The 19,410-nt window shown below is 46.4% G+C and carries 15 protein-coding genes; 7 read left to right on the forward strand and 8 right to left on the reverse strand.

The window, feature by feature from the left end; all coding sequences use genetic code 11:
* Positions 1 to 6: 6 nt before the first annotated feature.
* On the forward strand, positions 7 to 129 hold the full coding sequence (locus AC3RCI_RS21325; protein WP_492526260.1) for a hypothetical protein: 123 nt from the start codon (positions 7 to 9) through the stop codon (positions 127 to 129).
* 171 nt (positions 130 to 300) lie between these two features.
* Here the strand turns inward: AC3RCI_RS21325 and AC3RCI_RS21330 are convergent, their stop codons facing one another.
* The gene (locus tag AC3RCI_RS21330) at positions 301 to 1,008 is read right to left on the reverse strand and encodes a metal-dependent hydrolase (RefSeq protein WP_095359546.1); all 708 of its coding nucleotides are present in this window, start codon (positions 1,006 to 1,008) and stop codon (positions 301 to 303) included.
* A gap of 312 nt (positions 1,009 to 1,320) precedes the next feature.
* Between AC3RCI_RS21330 and nirB the strand changes: the two genes are divergently transcribed.
* The 6 genes from nirB to AC3RCI_RS21360 all read left to right on the forward strand — a co-directional run bounded on the left by nirB (position 1,321) and on the right by AC3RCI_RS21360 (position 7,422).
* Positions 1,321 to 3,750: a nitrite reductase large subunit NirB gene (nirB, locus tag AC3RCI_RS21335; RefSeq protein WP_492526262.1), complete on the forward strand. Its 2,430-nt coding sequence runs from the start codon at positions 1,321 to 1,323 to the stop codon at positions 3,748 to 3,750.
* Between the two features lie 90 nt (positions 3,751 to 3,840).
* Positions 3,841 to 4,167 carry a nitrite reductase small subunit NirD gene (gene nirD, locus AC3RCI_RS21340; protein WP_336780512.1) on the forward strand — a complete coding sequence of 109 codons (327 nt, stop codon included), beginning with the start codon at positions 3,841 to 3,843 and terminating at the stop codon, positions 4,165 to 4,167.
* Between the two features lie 52 nt (positions 4,168 to 4,219).
* Positions 4,220 to 5,002 carry a formate/nitrite transporter family protein gene (locus AC3RCI_RS21345; RefSeq protein WP_154895075.1) on the forward strand — a complete coding sequence of 261 codons (783 nt, stop codon included), beginning with the start codon at positions 4,220 to 4,222 and terminating at the stop codon, positions 5,000 to 5,002.
* A gap of 261 nt (positions 5,003 to 5,263) precedes the next feature.
* On the forward strand, positions 5,264 to 5,893 hold the full coding sequence (locus AC3RCI_RS21350; RefSeq protein WP_492526264.1) for a YfbR-like 5'-deoxynucleotidase: 630 nt from the start codon (positions 5,264 to 5,266) through the stop codon (positions 5,891 to 5,893).
* Positions 5,894 to 6,023: 130 nt separating this feature from the next.
* Entirely contained in the window at positions 6,024 to 6,449 is a 426-nt protein-coding gene (locus AC3RCI_RS21355) for an Rrf2 family transcriptional regulator (RefSeq protein ID WP_492526266.1), read from the forward strand.
* A 115-nt stretch (positions 6,450 to 6,564) separates the two neighbouring features.
* Positions 6,565 to 7,422 (forward strand): SDR family oxidoreductase, encoded by an 858-nt coding sequence (locus tag AC3RCI_RS21360; RefSeq protein WP_492526268.1) that lies wholly within the window; start codon positions 6,565 to 6,567, stop codon positions 7,420 to 7,422.
* Positions 7,423 to 7,576: 154 nt separating this feature from the next.
* On the opposite strand, the gene AC3RCI_RS21365 is transcribed toward AC3RCI_RS21360, so the two are convergent.
* The 7 genes from AC3RCI_RS21365 to rnhA form a co-directional block, all read right to left on the reverse strand.
* Positions 7,577 to 8,113 carry an RNA 2'-phosphotransferase gene (locus AC3RCI_RS21365; protein ID WP_492526270.1) on the reverse strand — a complete coding sequence of 179 codons (537 nt, stop codon included), beginning with the start codon at positions 8,111 to 8,113 and terminating at the stop codon, positions 7,577 to 7,579.
* Between the two features lie 32 nt (positions 8,114 to 8,145).
* Positions 8,146 to 8,586, reverse strand: coding sequence for an Imm48 family immunity protein (imm48, locus tag AC3RCI_RS21370; protein ID WP_336780507.1), 441 nt, complete (start codon positions 8,584 to 8,586; stop codon positions 8,146 to 8,148).
* Between the two features lie 129 nt (positions 8,587 to 8,715).
* Positions 8,716 to 9,957, reverse strand: coding sequence for a helix-turn-helix domain-containing protein (locus AC3RCI_RS21375; protein WP_492526272.1), 1,242 nt, complete (start codon positions 9,955 to 9,957; stop codon positions 8,716 to 8,718).
* 180 nt (positions 9,958 to 10,137) lie between these two features.
* On the reverse strand, positions 10,138 to 15,774 hold the full coding sequence (locus AC3RCI_RS21380) for a S8 family serine peptidase (protein WP_492526274.1): 5,637 nt from the start codon (positions 15,772 to 15,774) through the stop codon (positions 10,138 to 10,140).
* 519 nt (positions 15,775 to 16,293) lie between these two features.
* The gene (locus tag AC3RCI_RS21385) at positions 16,294 to 17,283 is read right to left on the reverse strand and encodes a serine/threonine protein kinase (RefSeq protein ID WP_336780506.1); all 990 of its coding nucleotides are present in this window, start codon (positions 17,281 to 17,283) and stop codon (positions 16,294 to 16,296) included.
* Between the two features lie 299 nt (positions 17,284 to 17,582).
* On the reverse strand, positions 17,583 to 18,452 hold the full coding sequence (locus tag AC3RCI_RS21390; protein ID WP_127537680.1) for an alpha/beta fold hydrolase: 870 nt from the start codon (positions 18,450 to 18,452) through the stop codon (positions 17,583 to 17,585).
* A 201-nt stretch (positions 18,453 to 18,653) separates the two neighbouring features.
* On the reverse strand, positions 18,654 to 19,316 hold the full coding sequence (rnhA, locus tag AC3RCI_RS21395; RefSeq protein ID WP_492471418.1) for a ribonuclease H: 663 nt from the start codon (positions 19,314 to 19,316) through the stop codon (positions 18,654 to 18,656).
* Positions 19,317 to 19,410: the final 94 nt, after the last annotated feature.

Raw genomic sequence — 19,410 nt, forward strand, 5'->3', positions numbered from 1 at the left:
GCTGGGATGATGTCTGACTTTGACGGAACTGGATTTGCAGAGCTATTAATTGTAGTTATCCTTGTTGTGCTCTTTGTATTTGGCTCTTCGGATATTGATGAGCTTACCGATTCCCCATCCTCTTCCTGAACCTTGCTCCCAATTGTGGTTTAGCCCCTATACACGGTAAGGTTTAGTACAGGATTCGGAGAGCCAATAAAAAACGCCAGTCCTCTATTCTGGACTGGCGTTTTTGAATTCATGCTGATGTTGTCATGCGACATAATCCGATAAAGTAACCTCGATGCCTATTACTCAGAGTTACAGAAATAACGGTGAAAATGCGATCCATGCCAAAATAAGCGTTAGCACAATACATACATTCTCGACCACGGCTCCATGTTTGGTCCCCGTGCTCATTAAATTCGCCCTGATCCTCCACTTGAGTGGCGGAAGCGGACGAATCCCTCGATTCGTCAACGAGTCTGCAAGCAAATGCATGGCATAGGCTACGCCTCCGGCAACCCAAATCTCCGGTCCCTGCTCATGCGTTGTGCTGTACAGCAGTCCTCCCCAAACTGCAGTTCCATAGACCGTATGGGTTAAACCTCTGTGGGTCAGCGTAGTACATAACATGAGCAGACTCCCTGCAATCAGGTTCCATGGTGCGAGGGCGTGACCGTAGAATACAAGGCCCAGTCCGATGGCGAACATCAACACCTTGCGGAGCGAACGCGATGGCAGGAAAGATACCAGCCCGACCAAAATGGCCAGCAGCAGATTCCAAGGCTTCGCCTGCACATAAAAATACACAAATACGGCTGTAGGCAGCAAAATGGTTTGCAGTAGCCTGATCAGACTATTAGGCAGCGCCTTGGATACCAATAAGGAATTCGGCTCATCAATGTCCGGCAGCAGCGAGCCAATGAGCGCAACCGTAACAGCCGGTGCCGTGACTTGCACACCCATCAGCTGCAGTACTGAAAGTGAAACGCCTGTTCCAATAATCAGGTGGGATCTTCCCATCATGATGCGAAAACTTCCTTTCGAAGAAATAGGGAACATCATATCCCATTCTCGATGTTACAACGAAAACAAAAAGAGAACAATAGTTCGTATTTCTTATTTTTAAGCAGCATCTGGACCTCAATACCTTCCATTCTTCAAGCTCCAATAAAAAAACAGTTTCCGTGACCGGGCTCACACTTTTTAATTTGTGCTACTTATCTCTTTCTTAGTGAAATAAATCACATTAAGTGTTAGCAATTCACGGTATGATTCAAATATAAACCACTAAAAATGTTGATATTGTCCAGTGTTAAACCAAGGAGGCTTACACACATGAACGGAAACAGAGAAAAACTTGTCGTGATCGGTAACGGTATGGCCGGCATTAGTACAGTTGAACAAATTTTGAAATTAACTTCACGCTATGACATTACGGTCTTCGGCACGGAGCCCTATCCCAACTATAACCGTATCATGTTGTCCTATGTTCTGGAGGGCAGCAAAACCATTGATGATATCGTGCTGAATGATCTGCACTGGTATAAAGACAATGGCATTACACTTCATACCGGTACAACCGTGTCCCGTATTGACGCAGATACCCGGGAAGTCGTGACAAATGAAGGCACACGGGTGCCCTACGACAAAGTCATTATCGCTACAGGTTCCAGCTCCTTTATCCTGCCCGTTCCGGGTCATGATAAAGAAGGCGTTGTTGGATTTCGGGACATTGCCGATTGCAACATGATGCTGGAAGCAGCAAAGCAATATAAAAAAGCGGCTGTTATCGGGGGAGGTCTTCTCGGACTGGAAGCAGCCAAAGGCCTGGTACAGCTCGGCATGGACGTCACCGTAGTTCATCTCATGCAAGATTTGATGGAACGCCAGCTCGATCCTCAAGCTTCAGCCATGCTAAAAGCGGAACTGGAGCGTCAGGGCATTCGTTTCAAGATGGGCGCACAGACAGCTGAATTGATCGGCGGGGAACGTGTGGAAGGCCTCCGATTTGCCGATGATACCGTACTGGATGCAGACTTTGTCGTTATGGCTGTAGGCATTAAACCGAATACGATTGTAGCCCGCGAAAGCGGCATGGAAGTTAACCGGGGGATCGTCGTGGATGACTACATGCAGACCTCACTCGAAGGTGTATATTCTGTCGGGGAATGTACCGAACACCGGGGAGTATGCTACGGCCTCGTTGCCCCATTATTCGAACAAGGCATGATTCTCGCCAAGCATATCTGCGGCGTGGAAACTGCTCCGTATGAAGGCTCTGTCGTATCAACCAAATTAAAAATCTCAGGTGTGGACGTCTTCTCCACAGGCGAATTTCTCGATAGTCCCGACCATACGGTGATCAGCCATAAAGATGACTGGAAACGGACCTACAAAAAAATTCTGCTGCGAGACAACATCATGGTCGGTGCCGTGCTCTTTGGAGATGTGACGGATTCTGCTGAATTGCAGAAGTTAATCAAACAGAAAACCGAGATGACGGATGAGCTGTATGCCTCACTGATGGGGACGGGCTGTGGTGGTCACAAAAAAGCTGCTTCTATTGAAACGATGGCTGAGGACGAAATCGTATGTGGATGTAATGGTGTAACCAAAGGAACGATTGTCGATGCCATTACGAATCAAGGTCTGAGCAGCGTTGATGAGATCAAAGCCTGCACAGGCGCAACCCGTTCATGCGGCGGATGCAAACCGGTAGTAGAACAAATTTTACAATATGTACTGGGAGATGGCTTCACAAGCGGCGCCAAACAGGGCATCTGTGGATGCACCTCCCTCAGCCGGGATGAAATTGTAGCCGAGATCAAGCAAAAAGGATTGCAGACGACCAAAGAAGTGATGAATGTCCTGGGCTGGAGCCAGCCTGAAGGCTGTTCCAAATGCCGGCCGGCAATTAACTACTACCTCGGCATGATTGCACCGGATACGCATGAAGACGAGAAGGAATCCCGGTTTGTCAATGAACGTATGAACGCCAATATTCAGAAAGACGGTACGTATACGGTAGTACCGCGCATGTACGGCGGCGTAACCACGCCGGAAGAACTGAAACGCATTGCGGACATTTCGGTCAAATACGATGTAAAAGCCGTCAAGGTTACCGGGGGACAACGTCTTGATCTGATCGGGGTCAAAAAAGAGGATCTGCCGCAGGTATGGGCGGAGCTGGATATGCCTTCCGGTTATGCTTACGCCAAATCGCTGCGTACGGTCAAAACATGCGTCGGTTCCCAGTTCTGTCGCTTCGGTACCCAGGATTCCATGGCGATGGGTGCCCTGCTTGAACGCAAATTCGAGCGTCTTGATCTGCCTGCCAAATTCAAGATGGCGGTTAATGGTTGCCCTCGGAACTGTGCGGAATCATGTACGAAAGATATCGGTATCGTAGGTAACGATGGAGGCTGGGAGTTGTTTATTGGCGGTAATGGCGGTATAAAGGCCAGACTGGCAGACTCCTTATGCAAAGTTAAAACAGATGCAGAACTCATTGAACTCTGCGGTGCAATTATTCAATACTATCGGGAAACAGGCAACTATCTGGAGCGCACCTCGGAATGGGTAGAACGGATGGGGCTTGAGCAGATTCGTTCAGTTGTAGTGGATAATCTGGAGGAACGCAAAGCACTGATGGGACGCATCGAATTTGCTCTGAACCATGTGGAAGATCCATGGAAAAAAGCACTGCGTAACGAAGAAGGCCAGACCAAACTGTTCCAGGGGATTGAAGTGTCGGCTCGTCCTTAAGCTCTAACCCTTAAAATAGTAGCTTTCTATACTGGATTAATATGATATTTAATTTGCAGGTGAACCTGCCATAGAAAAGGAGCAGTCCATATGACAACCAAACAATCAGGCACCTACTTTCCGGCGGGAGAGATTGAAGAGTTTCTCCCCCGGATCGGGAGAGTGGTAGAAATTGAAGGCCTACAGCTGGCTGTCTTCCGCGCCTCTGACGGTACCGTATTCGCTGCCGATAACCATAACCCCCACCCCAAGGGTGGGCCGCTCGCCGAAGGCATCGTATCTGGACATTATCTCTATGATCCGCTTTACGATTGGAAAATTGACTTAAGTACGGGTGAAGTGCAGGCACCAGATCAGGGACAGGTTCAGATGTTTCCGGTGAAACTCGAGAACGGACAGGTCTGGATTGCTGTATAGCTAGCTCCATGAGTAGGAACGAGATAGATGCACAATAATGGAGGAGACCAGGATGTATACACCAGGTGTTGAAGGAATTATTGAAGCTGCCGTTAAAAAACGGGATCAGATGAATGCCAGCTTGCCGCGTTACATGGTAGCTGCCTTAATGGCAGGAGCTTACGTTGGGCTTGGAATTATTCTGATCTTTAGTATCGGTGCACCGCTGCTTGCAGCTAAGTCACCCTTGCAAATGATGCTGATGGGCATGTCCTTCGGGCTCGCCCTCACGCTCGTCATTTTTGCAGGCTCGGAATTGTTCACAGGCAACAACATGTTTTTTACCATGAGTACGCTGGCGGGCCGGACCACAGTTCGGGAAACCTTGAAAAACTGGGGACTTGTTTTCCTCGGAAATCTGATCGGGGCCATTCTGCTCAGTCTGCTTATTGTAGGCAGTGGCTTGTTTAAAACAGCTGCACCCGAGCACTTACTGTTTGCCGTATCAGCCAAAAAGATGGCTGCACCCGTTACCGAATTGTTCTTCCGCGGTATTCTCTGTAACTGGCTCGTCTGTCTGGCCATCTGGATGGCGGCCCGTTCCAAAGAGGATATTGCCAAACTGGTACTAATCTGGTGGTGTCTGTATGCGTTTATTGCCAGCGGGTATGAGCACAGTGTCGCCAACATGACGCTCTTATCACTGTCCTGGCTGCTGCCCAACCACCCCGATACGATCACACTGGCAGGTTGGCTGCACAATATGATTCCCGTCACGCTGGGCAATATCATTGGTGGTGCGTTGTTTGTCGGTATGGCGTATTGGTTTATTTCCCCGGTTCGAAAGAAAGCCTGATCGGATCTCGTACACATTTTCCTTCATCGAGAACCATTAAAAATCTAAAAAAACCACCATGAATCAGCTGAATAAAAGTTCAGTCGACATGCTGGTTTTTTGGTTTTGTCCGTGGATATCCCTTTTGTGTCTTTATCCCCATGCTTATGTCTTTCACTTTCAAGGTTTATTTTTACCTTTCTCGCATACATCGTTAATCCGTGGTTAACATAATTAAAGTATAGTCGGATCATACTCAACCAACAAAGGATGATAGCCTAGATGGGAATTCATACGTACTTTAGGTCACTGAACGATCTTGAACGCATCATTCGAACGCCTGGCAAGTTCAAGTTCGAAGAACACTGTGTTTCTGCCCATTCCTGGAAAGTAGTACAGTATGCCAAGACACTGGCCGATATTGAAGAACTGCACGGAGTAAGCATCGATTGGAAAAAGTTATACGAAATTACCAGCAGCCATGACTATGGTGAAATCTTCATCGGTGATATCAAGACACCCGTCAAACATTACTCGTTGGAACTGCGTTCCATGCTGCTCCATGTGGAAGAAGCGATGGTAGAGCATTTTATTCATGAAAATATCCCTGAGGAATTTAAGGACATTTTCCGCAGGCAGCTGCGAGAAGGCAAAGACAATTCCGTAGAAGGCCTAATTCTAGAAGTAGCGGATAAAATGGACCAGGTATATGAAGCCTTTGCGGAACTGCAGCGTGGCAATACGGAGAAAGAATTCATCGTCATGTACCGCTATGCACTGATCAAAATCAAAAATATCGACCTTCACTGTGTACGTTACTTCTTAGACAACATTCTGCCTGACATGATTGAAGAAGGCATTCGCTCCCCGTTCGATATCCGCAAAATCACCGAAGAAGCTTTGTCCCAATAATCAGCGCTGGCCATCTTGGTCCACTTGATCCGGGGCATGGCTTCTTTTCGTTATGGATGGTGATCTAAAACATAATATTTGACAACCTCACAATTTGTAACTATTATAGTTACAACGGTGGTGATCATCCATGAAACAAATCAGCAGCCGCTTTTCCATTGCGGTTCACACCCTGTCCTTGATCGCTGTTGCACCGCATGAGTGCACTGGGGATTTTATCGCTTACAGCGTAAATACAAATCCCGTGATTATCCGGCGGATCATGTCCAAGCTGAAACAGGCCCGTTTGATTGAGGTCAGACCTGGTGTCGGCGGTGCTTCGTTATTAAAGGACCCTGCAGACATCACCCTTCTGGATGTATACCGGGCACTCGAAGTGGTCCAGGAAGGGGAGCTATTCAACTTTCACAAACATCCGAATCCGGATTGTCCCGTGGGCAGCATGATCGAACGTACCTTGCGAGCCGAGCTCATTGAGGCTCAGACAGCGATGGAACAGCGCTTGAACCGCGTAACCATACAGCAGATGATGGATCAGGTTCATGTGTCTGAATAAAAGAAGCTCATTTCGAGCTTTTTTTAACCCTTCGGTTGTAATCACATCTGTTATAACGGACTTGATTACATCCAAAACTTTTTTCAAAATACTTAAACCATTGGAGGAACTTTTCATGAAAATTTTGGTTACTGGCGCAACAGGTCATTTGGGTTCACTGGTCGTAGAAGCTTTGTTAAAAACGGTATCAGCCGGCGATCTTGCTGTAAGTGTACGAAACCCGGAGAAAGCGGAAGCACTGCGCGCTCAAGGCGTTGACGTTCGTCATGGTGATTTCGATCAACCGGATACACTTGTCAAAGCTTTCGCTGGTGTAGATCGACTGCTGCTCATCTCCACAGATGGCGACAATGAGACACGTATCCGCCAACATCAAGCTGCGGTTCATGCTGCCAAGAGTGCAGGTGTTGGATTTATCGCGTATACCAGCGTGGTAAATGCCCAGAATAACACCCTTTCCCTGGCTGAAGTACACCGTGCCACAGAACAGGCGATCCGCGAATCCGGCATTCCTTATTCCTTCCTGCGTAACAACTGGTATCTGGAAAATGAAGCAGGCAGCGTACAAGCTGCTACTCAAGGTGCCCCATGGGTTCATGCAACCAACGACAGTCAAGTAGGCTGGGCTACGCGCAGCGATTATGCACATGCCGCTGCAGCAGTCCTTACAGGTGAGGGACATGAGAATTCGGTATATGAGTTGTCTGGTAAACTCCGCACGCAAGCTGAACTTGCAGCTATCGTTGGCGAAGTGCTCGGACAGGAGATCAATGTGCAAAACGTGGACGATGCGGCTTATGCCGACATCATGAAAGGTGCAGGTCTGCCTGACTTTGTGGTCTCTATGCTGGTTGATATGCAAGGTGCCATCCGTGAAGGCGCACTGGCTGTAGAGAGCGACACCTTGGAAAAGCTGCTTGGCCGTCCGGCTCAACCATTGAGCGAAGGCGTTAAGGCGATTCTGGGCAAATAAAACGTCTTCAAATCCATATCCGCTATTAGAACGAAATTCTATTAGCTGGATAACCAAAAGGGACACACCAACAAATGTTGATGTGCCCCTTTTTTCTGTACAAGTGCTTATATAACAAAATGATACTCTATTGGACTCGCGGGCAATATTCTTGTCAGCGGTCGATATAGCGTGCAGGTATGTGATCAGCGAGCCAGATATTTTCGTTTCCATGGTAGAAGAGGATACCGTCCATGGCTGCCTGCGAGGCATGAATTTTCAGGATTACGGGCTGATCATCACGTCTGCGTCCTACCTGTTCGGCCGTATTCATATCTGCGGACAAGTGCACATACTGCCGCTGCCGTGGCTGCAATCCCTGCTCCATAATCGAAGCCACCGCGCGAGCCGGTGTACCATGAAAAAGGGTTACCGGCGGCTCCGCAGGGATTTTGGATATCTTCTGCGGAGTGGAATGACCATATAGCGCCCGGATGCGGCCGGAACGGATTTCATGTCTCTTTTTCTCCGAGGCCTGAATCATCTGCTCCAGGTCCGCTTCCGTTACTTCTCTCCACTGCGGACTTTCATGTAGTGCTACGAGTAATTGCGAGATCTCTACCCAGCCCTCTTCATCCAGCTCCAGCTCATATTCCCAGGGGGCATGCCGCAGAGCATAAGAGAGCTCCTTGCTTAGTTTCATCAAATCCATCACGATCATCTCCCGAATCTAGTAACTCTCTTCTACCTCTCCGGTTGTACCGCAGTCAAAATCTCCTGAATATTGCGTGCCAGTCCTTCATCATCTTCCTGGTTAAATTGACGGTGGCCGTCAATCCCACGATGAATAATCGTGTTCATTACGGGATGCGCCTCCCGGTCCGAGGCCACCCGAATTAGATCGTCGGCAAAGTCCACTGCTTGCTGCTCACTGTAGTTAAATGGCTTGATCAACATCCGAATACTCAGTGCGTGAGCCTGGGACTCTGCTAGTTGATCCCGATGAGTAATGCTGTATACGGCCCCAAAGCCGAATGCAGCGATCACCTGTCGCTCCAGCTCGGTTGTCTGTTCCAAAGGCGTACCAATCAATTCACAAATTCTGCCCACCATCTGCTCAAGCTCCGAGGCAGCCGCTGCCAGAATGACGTCATTAATGTCTTCTGCGTTAATAAAATCAGTCATATTGTAGTTCTCCATTTCTCAGCCATATTTAATCCATTCTCTTAGACTCCCTGACCCCATTGTATCGGAGTTACAGTATTCGTTTCAAATCCCCTGTCTATCGAAGCTTCTCTCATTCTTGCATTACCCTTATATAAGCGAAGTCGATTGCGTTTCGAAACGATTTTTTGCGAGCTCCAGTGCCTTATCCTTTTCACCATGATTCATATAATATTTAAACAATATCTCCTCATAACGTTCGGCGAGATATTGGGAACCAAGCTCACGATAGTAAGGAAGAACTCTATCTTCTATCATTTCAAAATACGCTTCCTCCTGGCCTTGCAAAATAACACATTGGAGTTCCAATTCCATATAACTTGCGTCTCCCGTAAGATCAGATCGATGCAGGGCTTCCAGAGATATATTTAATAGCTTGTTTGCAGGAATGAGATTACCCAGTCTATTCGCTTCTACGTAATTATTAAGCACCATCAGGTAGAGCGGTTGTTTCTCCGGAATGATATCCAGCGCCTGATTGTACCAGTAGGCAGCCTCCTCATACTGCTTTCGCCGGTTATATTCGTAACCCAGATTGTTCAGCAGCTTGGCTTTTCGGTCAGGAAGACCGCAATCATCACATATCCGAATGAGATTCTCATATCTTCTTTTAGTCTCAGGAAAATCATGATACTCTCGGGAATTGAGCTGAACCAGCATAATGGTTTCGGTATCAATGATCCGGACCATATTGAGCGTTTTCCGAAAATGCTGGATAGCCTTCTCGGCGTAATAGTAAGACGTAATATTCGAATAGATCGAGTGATAGGCCAGGGACAAATGATAAAAGTATTCATGATTCGTATATTTCGATTGGTCAATAGAGGTTAACGTCTGGATGGATTTGGTATAATGCCCTGTTAGGAAATAGTAAATCCCCATCAGGTGGTGATAAAAATAATGCTCGTACGAATGCTCCAATTCATCCGGAATCTCGACTTTGTCTATAAGTCTTTCTGCCTCATCTATATTATTTAAAAATAAATAAAATCGGATCCGCAGCAAATCACAGGATAGACGCAAGTCTGGTATACCTGCTAGCGGTTCTTCTTCCAGCTTGTCTTTTAGACGAATAGCTTCGGCCGTTCTCTGCATAATAATGGCCTCTTGCCATGAATCCAGCAGTTCCTTCATTTGATGATATCTGGTTACTTCCCTTACCATATCAATATGGAGTCGCTCACAGAGCATGTCCATAATTTCCTGTGAGTACTCTGTCATTCCTCGTTCAATTTTGCTCAGATGTGTGACTGAACAGATCCCTTTCACCAGTTCGCCTTGAGTTCGTCTATGTTTCTCCCGGTAAAATTTAATAATCTTCCCTTCAATCATCACTACACCTCGTTTTGTCCATCGTTTATTCCTAATTATAGGGATCGAATGTGGACTCTACCAGTTATATATTGGAGTCTGGTGTACGTGGGAGGAGAATTTCGGGAGAACCGCAAGGTGCAGTCATGACAAAATAAGAGGCCCCCCTAATGCTGGAGGAACCTCTTATATTTGTACTTCTTATTTCAGCAACGAAAGTAAATTGTGAACCGTTTGGGCCGTTTCGGCACGTGTAGCACTATCTTGAGGTTTGAATTTCCCACCAGTAGAACCTTTCATTACACCAAGCTCAGCCGCTTTAGCCACAGCTTCTTTTGCCCAAGATGCAATGTTTGCTTCATCCGTATAACCGGCATCAGCTGACTGGGTATCATTTGTTTGGGTTTGGTATTCGTATGCTCTCATCATAAGCACGGCCATTTCTTGACGTGAAATGGTTTGAGTCGGAGCAAATGTATCACTAGATACTCCCTGAACCAAACCTGCTTGATATGCAGCAGCAACGCTATCCACATACCAGGCATCCTTGCTTACATCACCAAATGGCAATTCATTACCTTTTGCCTCTAAGCCAAGGGTTCTTACGATTAAGGCGGCGAATTCGGCACGAGTTGTTTGACCTTGCGGATCAAACGCAGTCTCTGTTTTACCTGTCAGCACATGTTTCGCTGCAAGAGACTTGATTGCTTCGCTTGCCCAATGCGTTGGTGCCATGTCTTCGAAGGATTTATCGTAGACGAACGGTGCATACGTGCCCAAATCGGACAATTGGGAAGTAACGCTACCCTTCTCTTCGTCTACGATCCCACCTGCGTAATCCCATTGATTCGCAGTTGAATGTTCAGTGTACATTCCAATCAGATCGCTGTTTAGCTTTCTGTCGTAATGGAGTGTCAGCGTAACATCTTCAGGAAGTGAGGACAAAGATAATTTCTCACTGGAAACCTGGAGATACAGTTCAATTTCGTAAGCAGCACCTGCGGTTGTCCACGTCAGACCTTGTTTCGCCGCTGGTAATTTCACATCTTTTTTGTTTATATCCAAGATGATTTTGCCATCAGCTGCACCAGGGCCACCTTTGGTTTGCAATTCTTTCAATACGCCAGAAGGAATGGTGAGCGATAGCACACCTTGCTGAGATATTGTGAGTGAATTCGCACCCAACAAATCCCCGGCATTGATAGGCAGCTCAATCTTCTTACCGACCGTCATCTCCACATTCGCGGTAGCGTTTGCCGCAGATTGCAAATCTTTTTCCGTAATGACCTGATTTGGGCTTGATTCTGATTCTGTAGATGGTGCAGGTGTTGGGACAGGTGCAGGCGTCGTAGAAGATCCGCCGCCACCGCTATTTCCCGAACCGCCCCCATTATTACCAGAACCACCATTGTTCATTTCCTGAATTTTATTGAGGAAGTACCCTAAGTCTTTGTCCCCAATTTGCAAGACAGGCTGCTTGGTAGAATAGTTAGCCGTCATTCCAAAGTTATTCGTAATATAACTCACTTCGGTGTCTCCTACATAACCATCCTGGTCAATATCAGCAGTTTCATCGGAAGTACGATAATATTTTGTTACAAGCTCCATGTCATAGATATCGATGGCTCCATCCCCATTAATATCTCCTGCATACGTATAATCAGACGAATTCAGTTGATTGATACCGTAGTATTCGCCATCAATCGTCTTGCTCAGAACCACTGCCAGCCTGGAAGGTAAATGGCCCGGAACTCGTGTGTAGATGGTCGTCACTTCTCCTGTTGCCGGAATCCCATCGATCAGGAACTCACCATATTTTTGCAAAGTCCCCTCATATTTCTCACCGGAAGCCGTCTCCGCATAAACTTCAATGCCCATTGCCGAATAGTCATTTGCAAAATCCAGATACTCTCCATCGACCATAAAAGCTTCGGGACGTAGATAACCATATGTTCTTGAAGATTTGGAAATCACTTCATAGCTGTCTGTGTTAAACGCGGCTAATGTCAATTTCTCTTCGTTCTCTTTCATGCCAACCGTCGTGTATTTCACTTCAAGAAATGGTACGTCGCTTTTCTTAAAATAGAATTCATCCTTCGGAACATCAAAGACAACATGGAACAAATCAAGATTCCCTGTGATTCCTTCAAAGGATCCCCCTGAGATGGAAGCCTCAAAGCTAATTTCTCTTGGGCTCACTACAGGATCACTGAATTTCACTTCAGCACCTGTGGCATCCAGTAATGCCTGCAGCTCAGGCGTTGGCTCAATCCGGTTAAATTGTTTATAGTCATACATCGACTCCAGGGTAAACGAAATACCGTTTAACTTCTCCACATTGTTCAATTGAATAGTCTGGGTAATCGTATCTCCTTTACGCACTTGTTCTTTGTCATATTTACTAGTCACATAAGGTTTGCCTTCGGAAATAAAGCCATAGCGGTGGTCCTTGACGGGATTGGCCGCTGTACCCACATCCATTCCAAAGAGTCGAAGTTCGTAACCATTGTCATATTCTTCTTTGGTAATACCAAATGATATGTTTCCTTCTTTGGAAACAGGCAAGTCACCGGAATAGAAGGGACTGCCATTCTCGTAAAAGATGACACGGTTGGAAGATTGATCATAATCCGTGATCCCATTATCAACAAAGGTTTGGACTGTTGAATCGATAGCTGTGCCATCATACCAGACGCCCTGTCCACCCTCCCTTTCCGTCAACATACTATCATTGAGCTCGTATACGCCAGGCTCTATACCCAAATCAATCTCTGGGGCTGTATTATCGACAACTACCAATCTTTCGTATGAATACTGCTTGGAGTCCGAATCCTTCCCGATGAATTCAAGTGTGTAGCTGCCCTCAGGCACAAATCGTGCAACGTTGGAAATCTCCCCGTTTTCAATCGGAAATACATAACCTCTAAACACATTCAGGATCAGATATTCCACTCCCGGAAGCAGGGACTGCGAATTCAAGGTACCTACAAACCCGATTTCTTCGCCGGTTTCGCGATCCTTCAGCAATACATCCACAGAATCAATGGGACTGCCCAAAAGAATGGCACTCAGTGTCATCCGGTTCAGGAACTGATGGAATGGGGTATCGTTTGTAACGGATGGCGGAATCATCTCCACCGAAGTAATCCCCTTTTCGCTAATACGAATGGAGAATGGGATCTGAATATGATCCGCAGCATTTTCCGTATCCAGATATACATATCCTTCATAACGGCCGCTCGGCGTGTCCTGTGGTATATCCACTGAAACAGTCATCTCTTCCGTACTTCCGCCACTTACAGTAATCGATTCTGGAAGATCTACATTTAAATTCATATCGTTTAACAGCTTGATGGAAGTGTTATACGTTTTGGCAAGGTCCCCTTTATTCTCTATTTTAACTGTCCGGCTGTCAGATACGCTTCCCTGGCCGTCTTCTTCCAAGTATGCACTATCAAATACGATCGAACCTGTAATTTCATCAATAAGGATGGATTCGTCATTCGAGAAGTGAATCGTTTTATCCTGAACTTTGGCAAATACGGATGTGTGGACTGCCCGGTAAGGATCTACTCGGCCTGCACCTACTTCATACACGGAATAATTCCCGTTCAGATCGACAGCTGTATTCATTAGAGCAGTCTTCACATCAAAAGGTGTGTACTCTTCATGTGCCTGAAGCATAAGTGCAGCAATACCCGCCATATGCGGCGTTGCCATGGAAGTACCCGAAATTCGTGCATAGGCAATATTATAATTCTCACCCGTATGATCATTCACAAATACAGGATAGGTTGAAAAAACAGCTACGCCCGGGGCTACGATATCGGGTTTAATGTCATCATTCACGGACGCTGGACCTCGGGAACTGAAATCCGCCAGTTTATTTCCTTCCGTAACGGTTTGGCCCGCTGCGCCAAAGGTGACCGTCACGCCGTTCAACTCTTTTAGCTTTTCTCCAAGCTCTCTCATCATTTGAAACGTAGGAATATACCCGTTCATTTCACCCAAATAATTGGGGATTGTTCCTTCAACATTATTATAAATGATTGCCGCTGCCGCCCCTGCCTTTCTTGCATTGACGATCTTGGCATCGAGTGCAATATCACCCCGCGCAATTAGGGCCACTTTGCCTTGTACATCAATACCTTCAAAATCAAAAGCATTACCAAGCCCTGCATAAACAAGTTCGTAGGTTTTGCCTTCAAGCGTAGTCAGATCGTCAGTAAAATCTTTACCAAACAGAGGTAACTCCTCAGTATAAGTTGAAGCAGGCGCTTCTTCTCCTACTGCTGGAACTTCTTCTTCTACTACAGGTGTTCCTTCTGCTGCTGGTGGAGTTTCTACTGGTGTCTCTTCTTCTGTTGCGGATGCTTGTACTTCTGCTGCAGATGGTTCGTCTGCTGCTGGTGGCGCTTCTTCTGTTGCAGGCATTTCTTCTCCCACTGGCACTTCTTCTTTTCCAGTAGGCGCTTCTGGTTCAGCTGAATTTTCGCCCGACTCTCCCGCACCTGGATCACTGTACACATCCATAGTCACGGTAGCCGTAGGAAGTGTTAACGGAACATCGGAAGCACCAATCGTAATGGCCAGCGCGCTCGCTCCCGGTGTACCTAACGTACCTTCACTGGGTCCATCATTACCAGCCGCAACCATACTCACCACACCTTGCAGCATCGCATTATTCAGTGCAATGGAGGCCGGATCCAATGGATCATTCGTTGCAGCACCGAGAGAGAGATTAATCACATCCAGTTCATCTTCAATGGCCTTGTCAATCCCGGCAATAATGCCACTCATTTCACCACTTCCACCAGGGCCAAGTACACGGTACACATATAAGTCTACGTCTGGAGCAACACCTTTTACAGCATACCCCACGTCATTTTTGGCCTGACCTGCAATGGTTCCCGATACGTGTGTACCATGGGAAGTATAATATTCTTCTGCTAAAACACCCTGTTCCTTGTAACCCGAATTTTCCCAATCTTCATATGTCGTCTCCATCGGGTCCGCATCGTTATCGACAAAGTCCCAGCCCTTAACCGTAGCCGGATCCACTTGTTTTGGATCTTCATCAGCATGAGCGCGATACCCTTTATATGCCCCTGTTAAATCCGGATGATTATAATCAATTCCGGTATCCAGTACACCCACTTTGATTCCCTTACCAGTGATACCCTCTTCATGAAGTTTGTCGATGCCGAGATATGGCACACTATCAGCCATTCGAGGCTGCATTCCGGGTGCAGATGCAAATTCACTTGATGTGTCTGTCTCTGGCAGATCAAGTGTCACTTCCTGGTCAGCCCATACTTTTTTCACTACCCCTGATTTCATCAAATCTTCTACGGCTACACCAGGGACTGTTAACGCAACGCCATTTAGCGCTGTCTCGTACTCCTGGGTAATCCGGATCGAGGCAGCATCATAGGATAGCCCTCTCTTCTGCTGCAAAGATTTAATGTGCTGCTTGAATTGCTGGTGATTTTGTTTCACTTTGCTCGTAGCCGTAAGCTCAGACATCTTCTCATTGTTTACTGCAGCCCGTTTCAAGGCAACCGCAGCGGGTTCACTTTTGAACTGCACAATCACGTTTACCAAATCGCTACTTTTGGTATTCACCTTGGGATCGATCACTTCACCGTCCATCACTTGAAGCTGGTTCAAAGCTTGTCTTTCTTCTGGCGTCAGTGATTGTAAAATGGACTTAGTGCTCTCACTATGCTGTAGAGGGCCATAGGCCGGCGCTGCGTAAGCTGGCATGGAGAGCATGGAAGATAACATGACTCCTGCTGCTAAGACACCGGATAACCATCGGGCTGATTTTCGTTTCATTTTATACCTCCTGCGGTTTGCAATAGATTAGGATTATCGTATTCCGCAGCGTATGGAATGTAAATTGGGGTAATTGAGTATGTTAATAGATTGAATCGATCTGATATTCTTCTGAAAAATTTACATATAAATAGACCGAATTATCTAATTTAGAGACTTTGCTTTACAAAACCAGGCTGACACCTTTATATTTGCAACTTCTTTTAACAAACAAGTATCTCTAGACCTAAAAACACTTGCGAAAATGAAGAGTATTTTGAATGCAAATTTACTTTTTATGCTATTTTTTGTGGGATTCACTCCAAAATTTCTGAATAAAAACGTACAAAATCTCACATCAATATTCCAAGCAGAACGAGATATGTGAGCTTATTTGACTTCATATACTCCAATTCTTCCAATTGTCATTTTTAATATGTAAAACAAATAAGCCAGACCACCCTTCAGTGGAAGCCTAGCTTAACTTGGTTCTTACATTTTATTCTCTACGTTAAAGACTGAGCTGCAATAAAGCTTAAATTAAGCCGTCTCATGCTTTTTGCCCGTTTCCAGATCATAGACTTGAGTATGTTCATCCTCTGCGAGTGTCCATTCCAACGTGCCTGGTTTGCGCAATTTCCACATCAGAGCCTGCACCCGCAAAGATCTTCTGACCCAGGCGAGCGAGGCACAGCGTTTCTCGGAGCGGACCGTCAGGCCCCAGTGAATGACACGTGCCAGCCAAGGATTCACATAGGTGTTGTGGCTGCGGACAGATGGTAGTTCATCCTGAAACAACCGCTGCTTCACGTCCAATGGAGGCTGCCCGCATGTCCAGTAATGCAGTAAAGCTGACAGACTATAGATATCTGACATCGGCCCCTGGATGGATTTCTCCGAATAAAATTCAAGCGGCGAATATCCGGAGGATGTGAAAATGGCCTGTTTATCTCCAGATTGCATCGGCCAACGGGCAGCCGAACCGAAATCCAGCAGCATCGGCGTCCCGTCCTCCATAATCATAATGTTGGATGGTTTCACATCCCTATGAAGAATGCCTTGCTTATGAATGTAGTCCAATGTATCGACCAGGGGAAGCAGGGTACCTTGAATAAATGTAGGGTCCAGTGCATGATCGTTTTCATGCAAAAACTCGTTCAACGTAACCCCGCTGCAGTATTCCGTAATCAGATACCCTGTGCCATTTTCTTCGAAATGATCTATGTATGGAATAATATGAGGATGTCTCAGACCCGACAACAATTCTCCTTCTACCATGAAAGAAGCAAGCAGCTCCTGATACTGCCCGCCGAATCCACGCGAAGAACAGTACACTCCCCGCTTGTCCGAATGCCGCGAAGCCAGCCTCTGCGGGAAAAATTCCTTAATGGCAATCTTCGCCCCTGTATTTTTGTCTCTTCCAGCATATACAATAGCCAGCTCGCTGCTGGCGAGTACCTGTCTTACCTGATATGTATCATTTAGAATGACATTGCGCTGCAGTGCCATTTTGTAATTGTCTTTTCTCATAACAGACCCTCTTTTCAACCTTGTCGATCGGAAGACTTGCCGCATGTTGCATTACTCTGTCCCAATCAGCAGACGTTTCATCGCCAACCATCTATATAAACCAATCATAGCAATTTGAAACACACTTATGTGGAAATAATAAAATAAATTACGATACCCTACTCCATACTAGTCTATACCTGATAGAATTTCAAAATCTTAGTTAAATCTTAAACTACTTATCTCATCATGTTATCGACAGATAGGGCGGATTCGTTTAATGGGCTTGAAACCTTTGATCCGCCCGTGCCTGTGCTATATTAATAGTTTTGTTGTAAAAACTGGCGAATCTCCTCGTTCATCTGAATGAGCACATCCTGTGAAGGAAAATGCCCCGTGTCGTACTTGACGGCTTGGACATTCGGGATAATTTTCTGAGCTCGTTCAATAACTTTGTCCCCAGGGAAAAAGACATCCTTCTCTCCGACCAGCAGCAGCGTTGGCGACGTATAGTTCACCAGCTCTTCCCGTTCCGTAAGCTTAGGGTTATCCTGCTCCATGCTGACGTATTTGAAAATTTTGCCCATAATATTTTTATCCATTTCCTTCATGCAGTTGCATGACATGGTGCCTGTAATTTTTTGCAAGGAAGATGGCGAAGAAGTCATCCGGTATTTCACAAGTGGAAGAACAATGTCCTGAGCTGTTTTAAATTTCGAACCCACAGCCAGTCCCGCAGGCGATACCAAAACGGAACATGCAATACGCTCCGGAATATAGGTAGCCAGTCTAAGAATAATTCCACCACCAAAAGAAGGCCCGATAAACGCACTTTTTTCAATCTTGTAGTGGTCCAGCAGGTCGGAAACCCACAAGGCCAAACTGTCAAACCTCGCCGAGATTCGTGTCTCTTCACTGTAACCGGGGTGACCGATCGTATCGGGAGCAATAATTCGGTAATCCTTGAATAAGGAAGAAAACCAGGATAACGTCATCGGATTCACACAGTTTCCGCCTTGGAGAATGAACAGCGGTTTCCCGTTCTCCGGCCCCGTCAGCAATACATGGGTTTGTCCAAAACGTGTCTCCACATATTCCCGCTCAACGCCCTCGCCCAGATTTTCCAGATAGGCTTCATAATCCTCCAGAATACTGTTCTTGCCTTCTTCACTTCTATAAATGGAACTCATGTCTGCCTCCTGCAATGTGTACTCTACCCTCTAATTTGACGAAAAAGGGATGGACCAAAAAGATAAAGAGGGCCTGCAGATGACAGGCTCCTCCATATGTGTAACTTATCATATTCAGATGATTATAGAATGGAAACTGGAAATTGTAAATATCGTTTCTAATAGACTACATATAATGGAACATACGTACAGGATCTTTGCTTATTTTCGCCCGTAATCCGCCTTGATTTCGCCCCACTGTTTCGTCTGCCATTTCAACACTTTATTGCTGTACGTATTCGTACGCAGCCATTGCTCCGCACGGTCTATCATGAGCCAGATCTCCTCCGTTGAGTTATCCCGAGGCAGCGTGGTGGATACTTTCTTTTGCTTCAGCCACTTCATGGCATTCACCGAGTCGGTATACACGGTCTTGTTGCTTCCTTCTTTTTTGAGATGCGCCAAGGCATGCACGATAGCCAAAAACTCACCCAGGTTGTTCGTTCCCTTGGAAATCGGTCCTACGGAGAAAATAATCTCTCCCGTGCGCGTATCCACACCTTTATATTCTACAGGTCCCGGATTTCCGCGTGTGCCCACGTCAACCGAAATACTGTCATAGTCCACTTCCTCCGATGTCTCCATCCCAGCGCTTCTGCCGCTGCTGACCGATTTGCTTTTGGAAGAACCACCTGCTCCACTCGAGCCCGTCCCCCAGTTCCCTTTCCACCCGGCACGATATGCTTCTTCGGCTGCTGATCTGGATTCGTATGATTTATATTTTGCTCCGGTAAAATGATCCGTCTGTGCTTTGCATTCCGCCCACGTGTTATACACACCTGGTTTCTTGCCTTCCCAGACGACATAGTATTTCTGTTTTGCCATCGTTACCCGCTCCTTCGTTTGCTGCAATCAATACCCTATTGTAAACGAAAGGAAGGGGTGAATGAAAGCACTCGATAGACAATCGTTCAGTTCA

Source organism: Paenibacillus sp. MT124 (genome assembly GCF_058792755.1).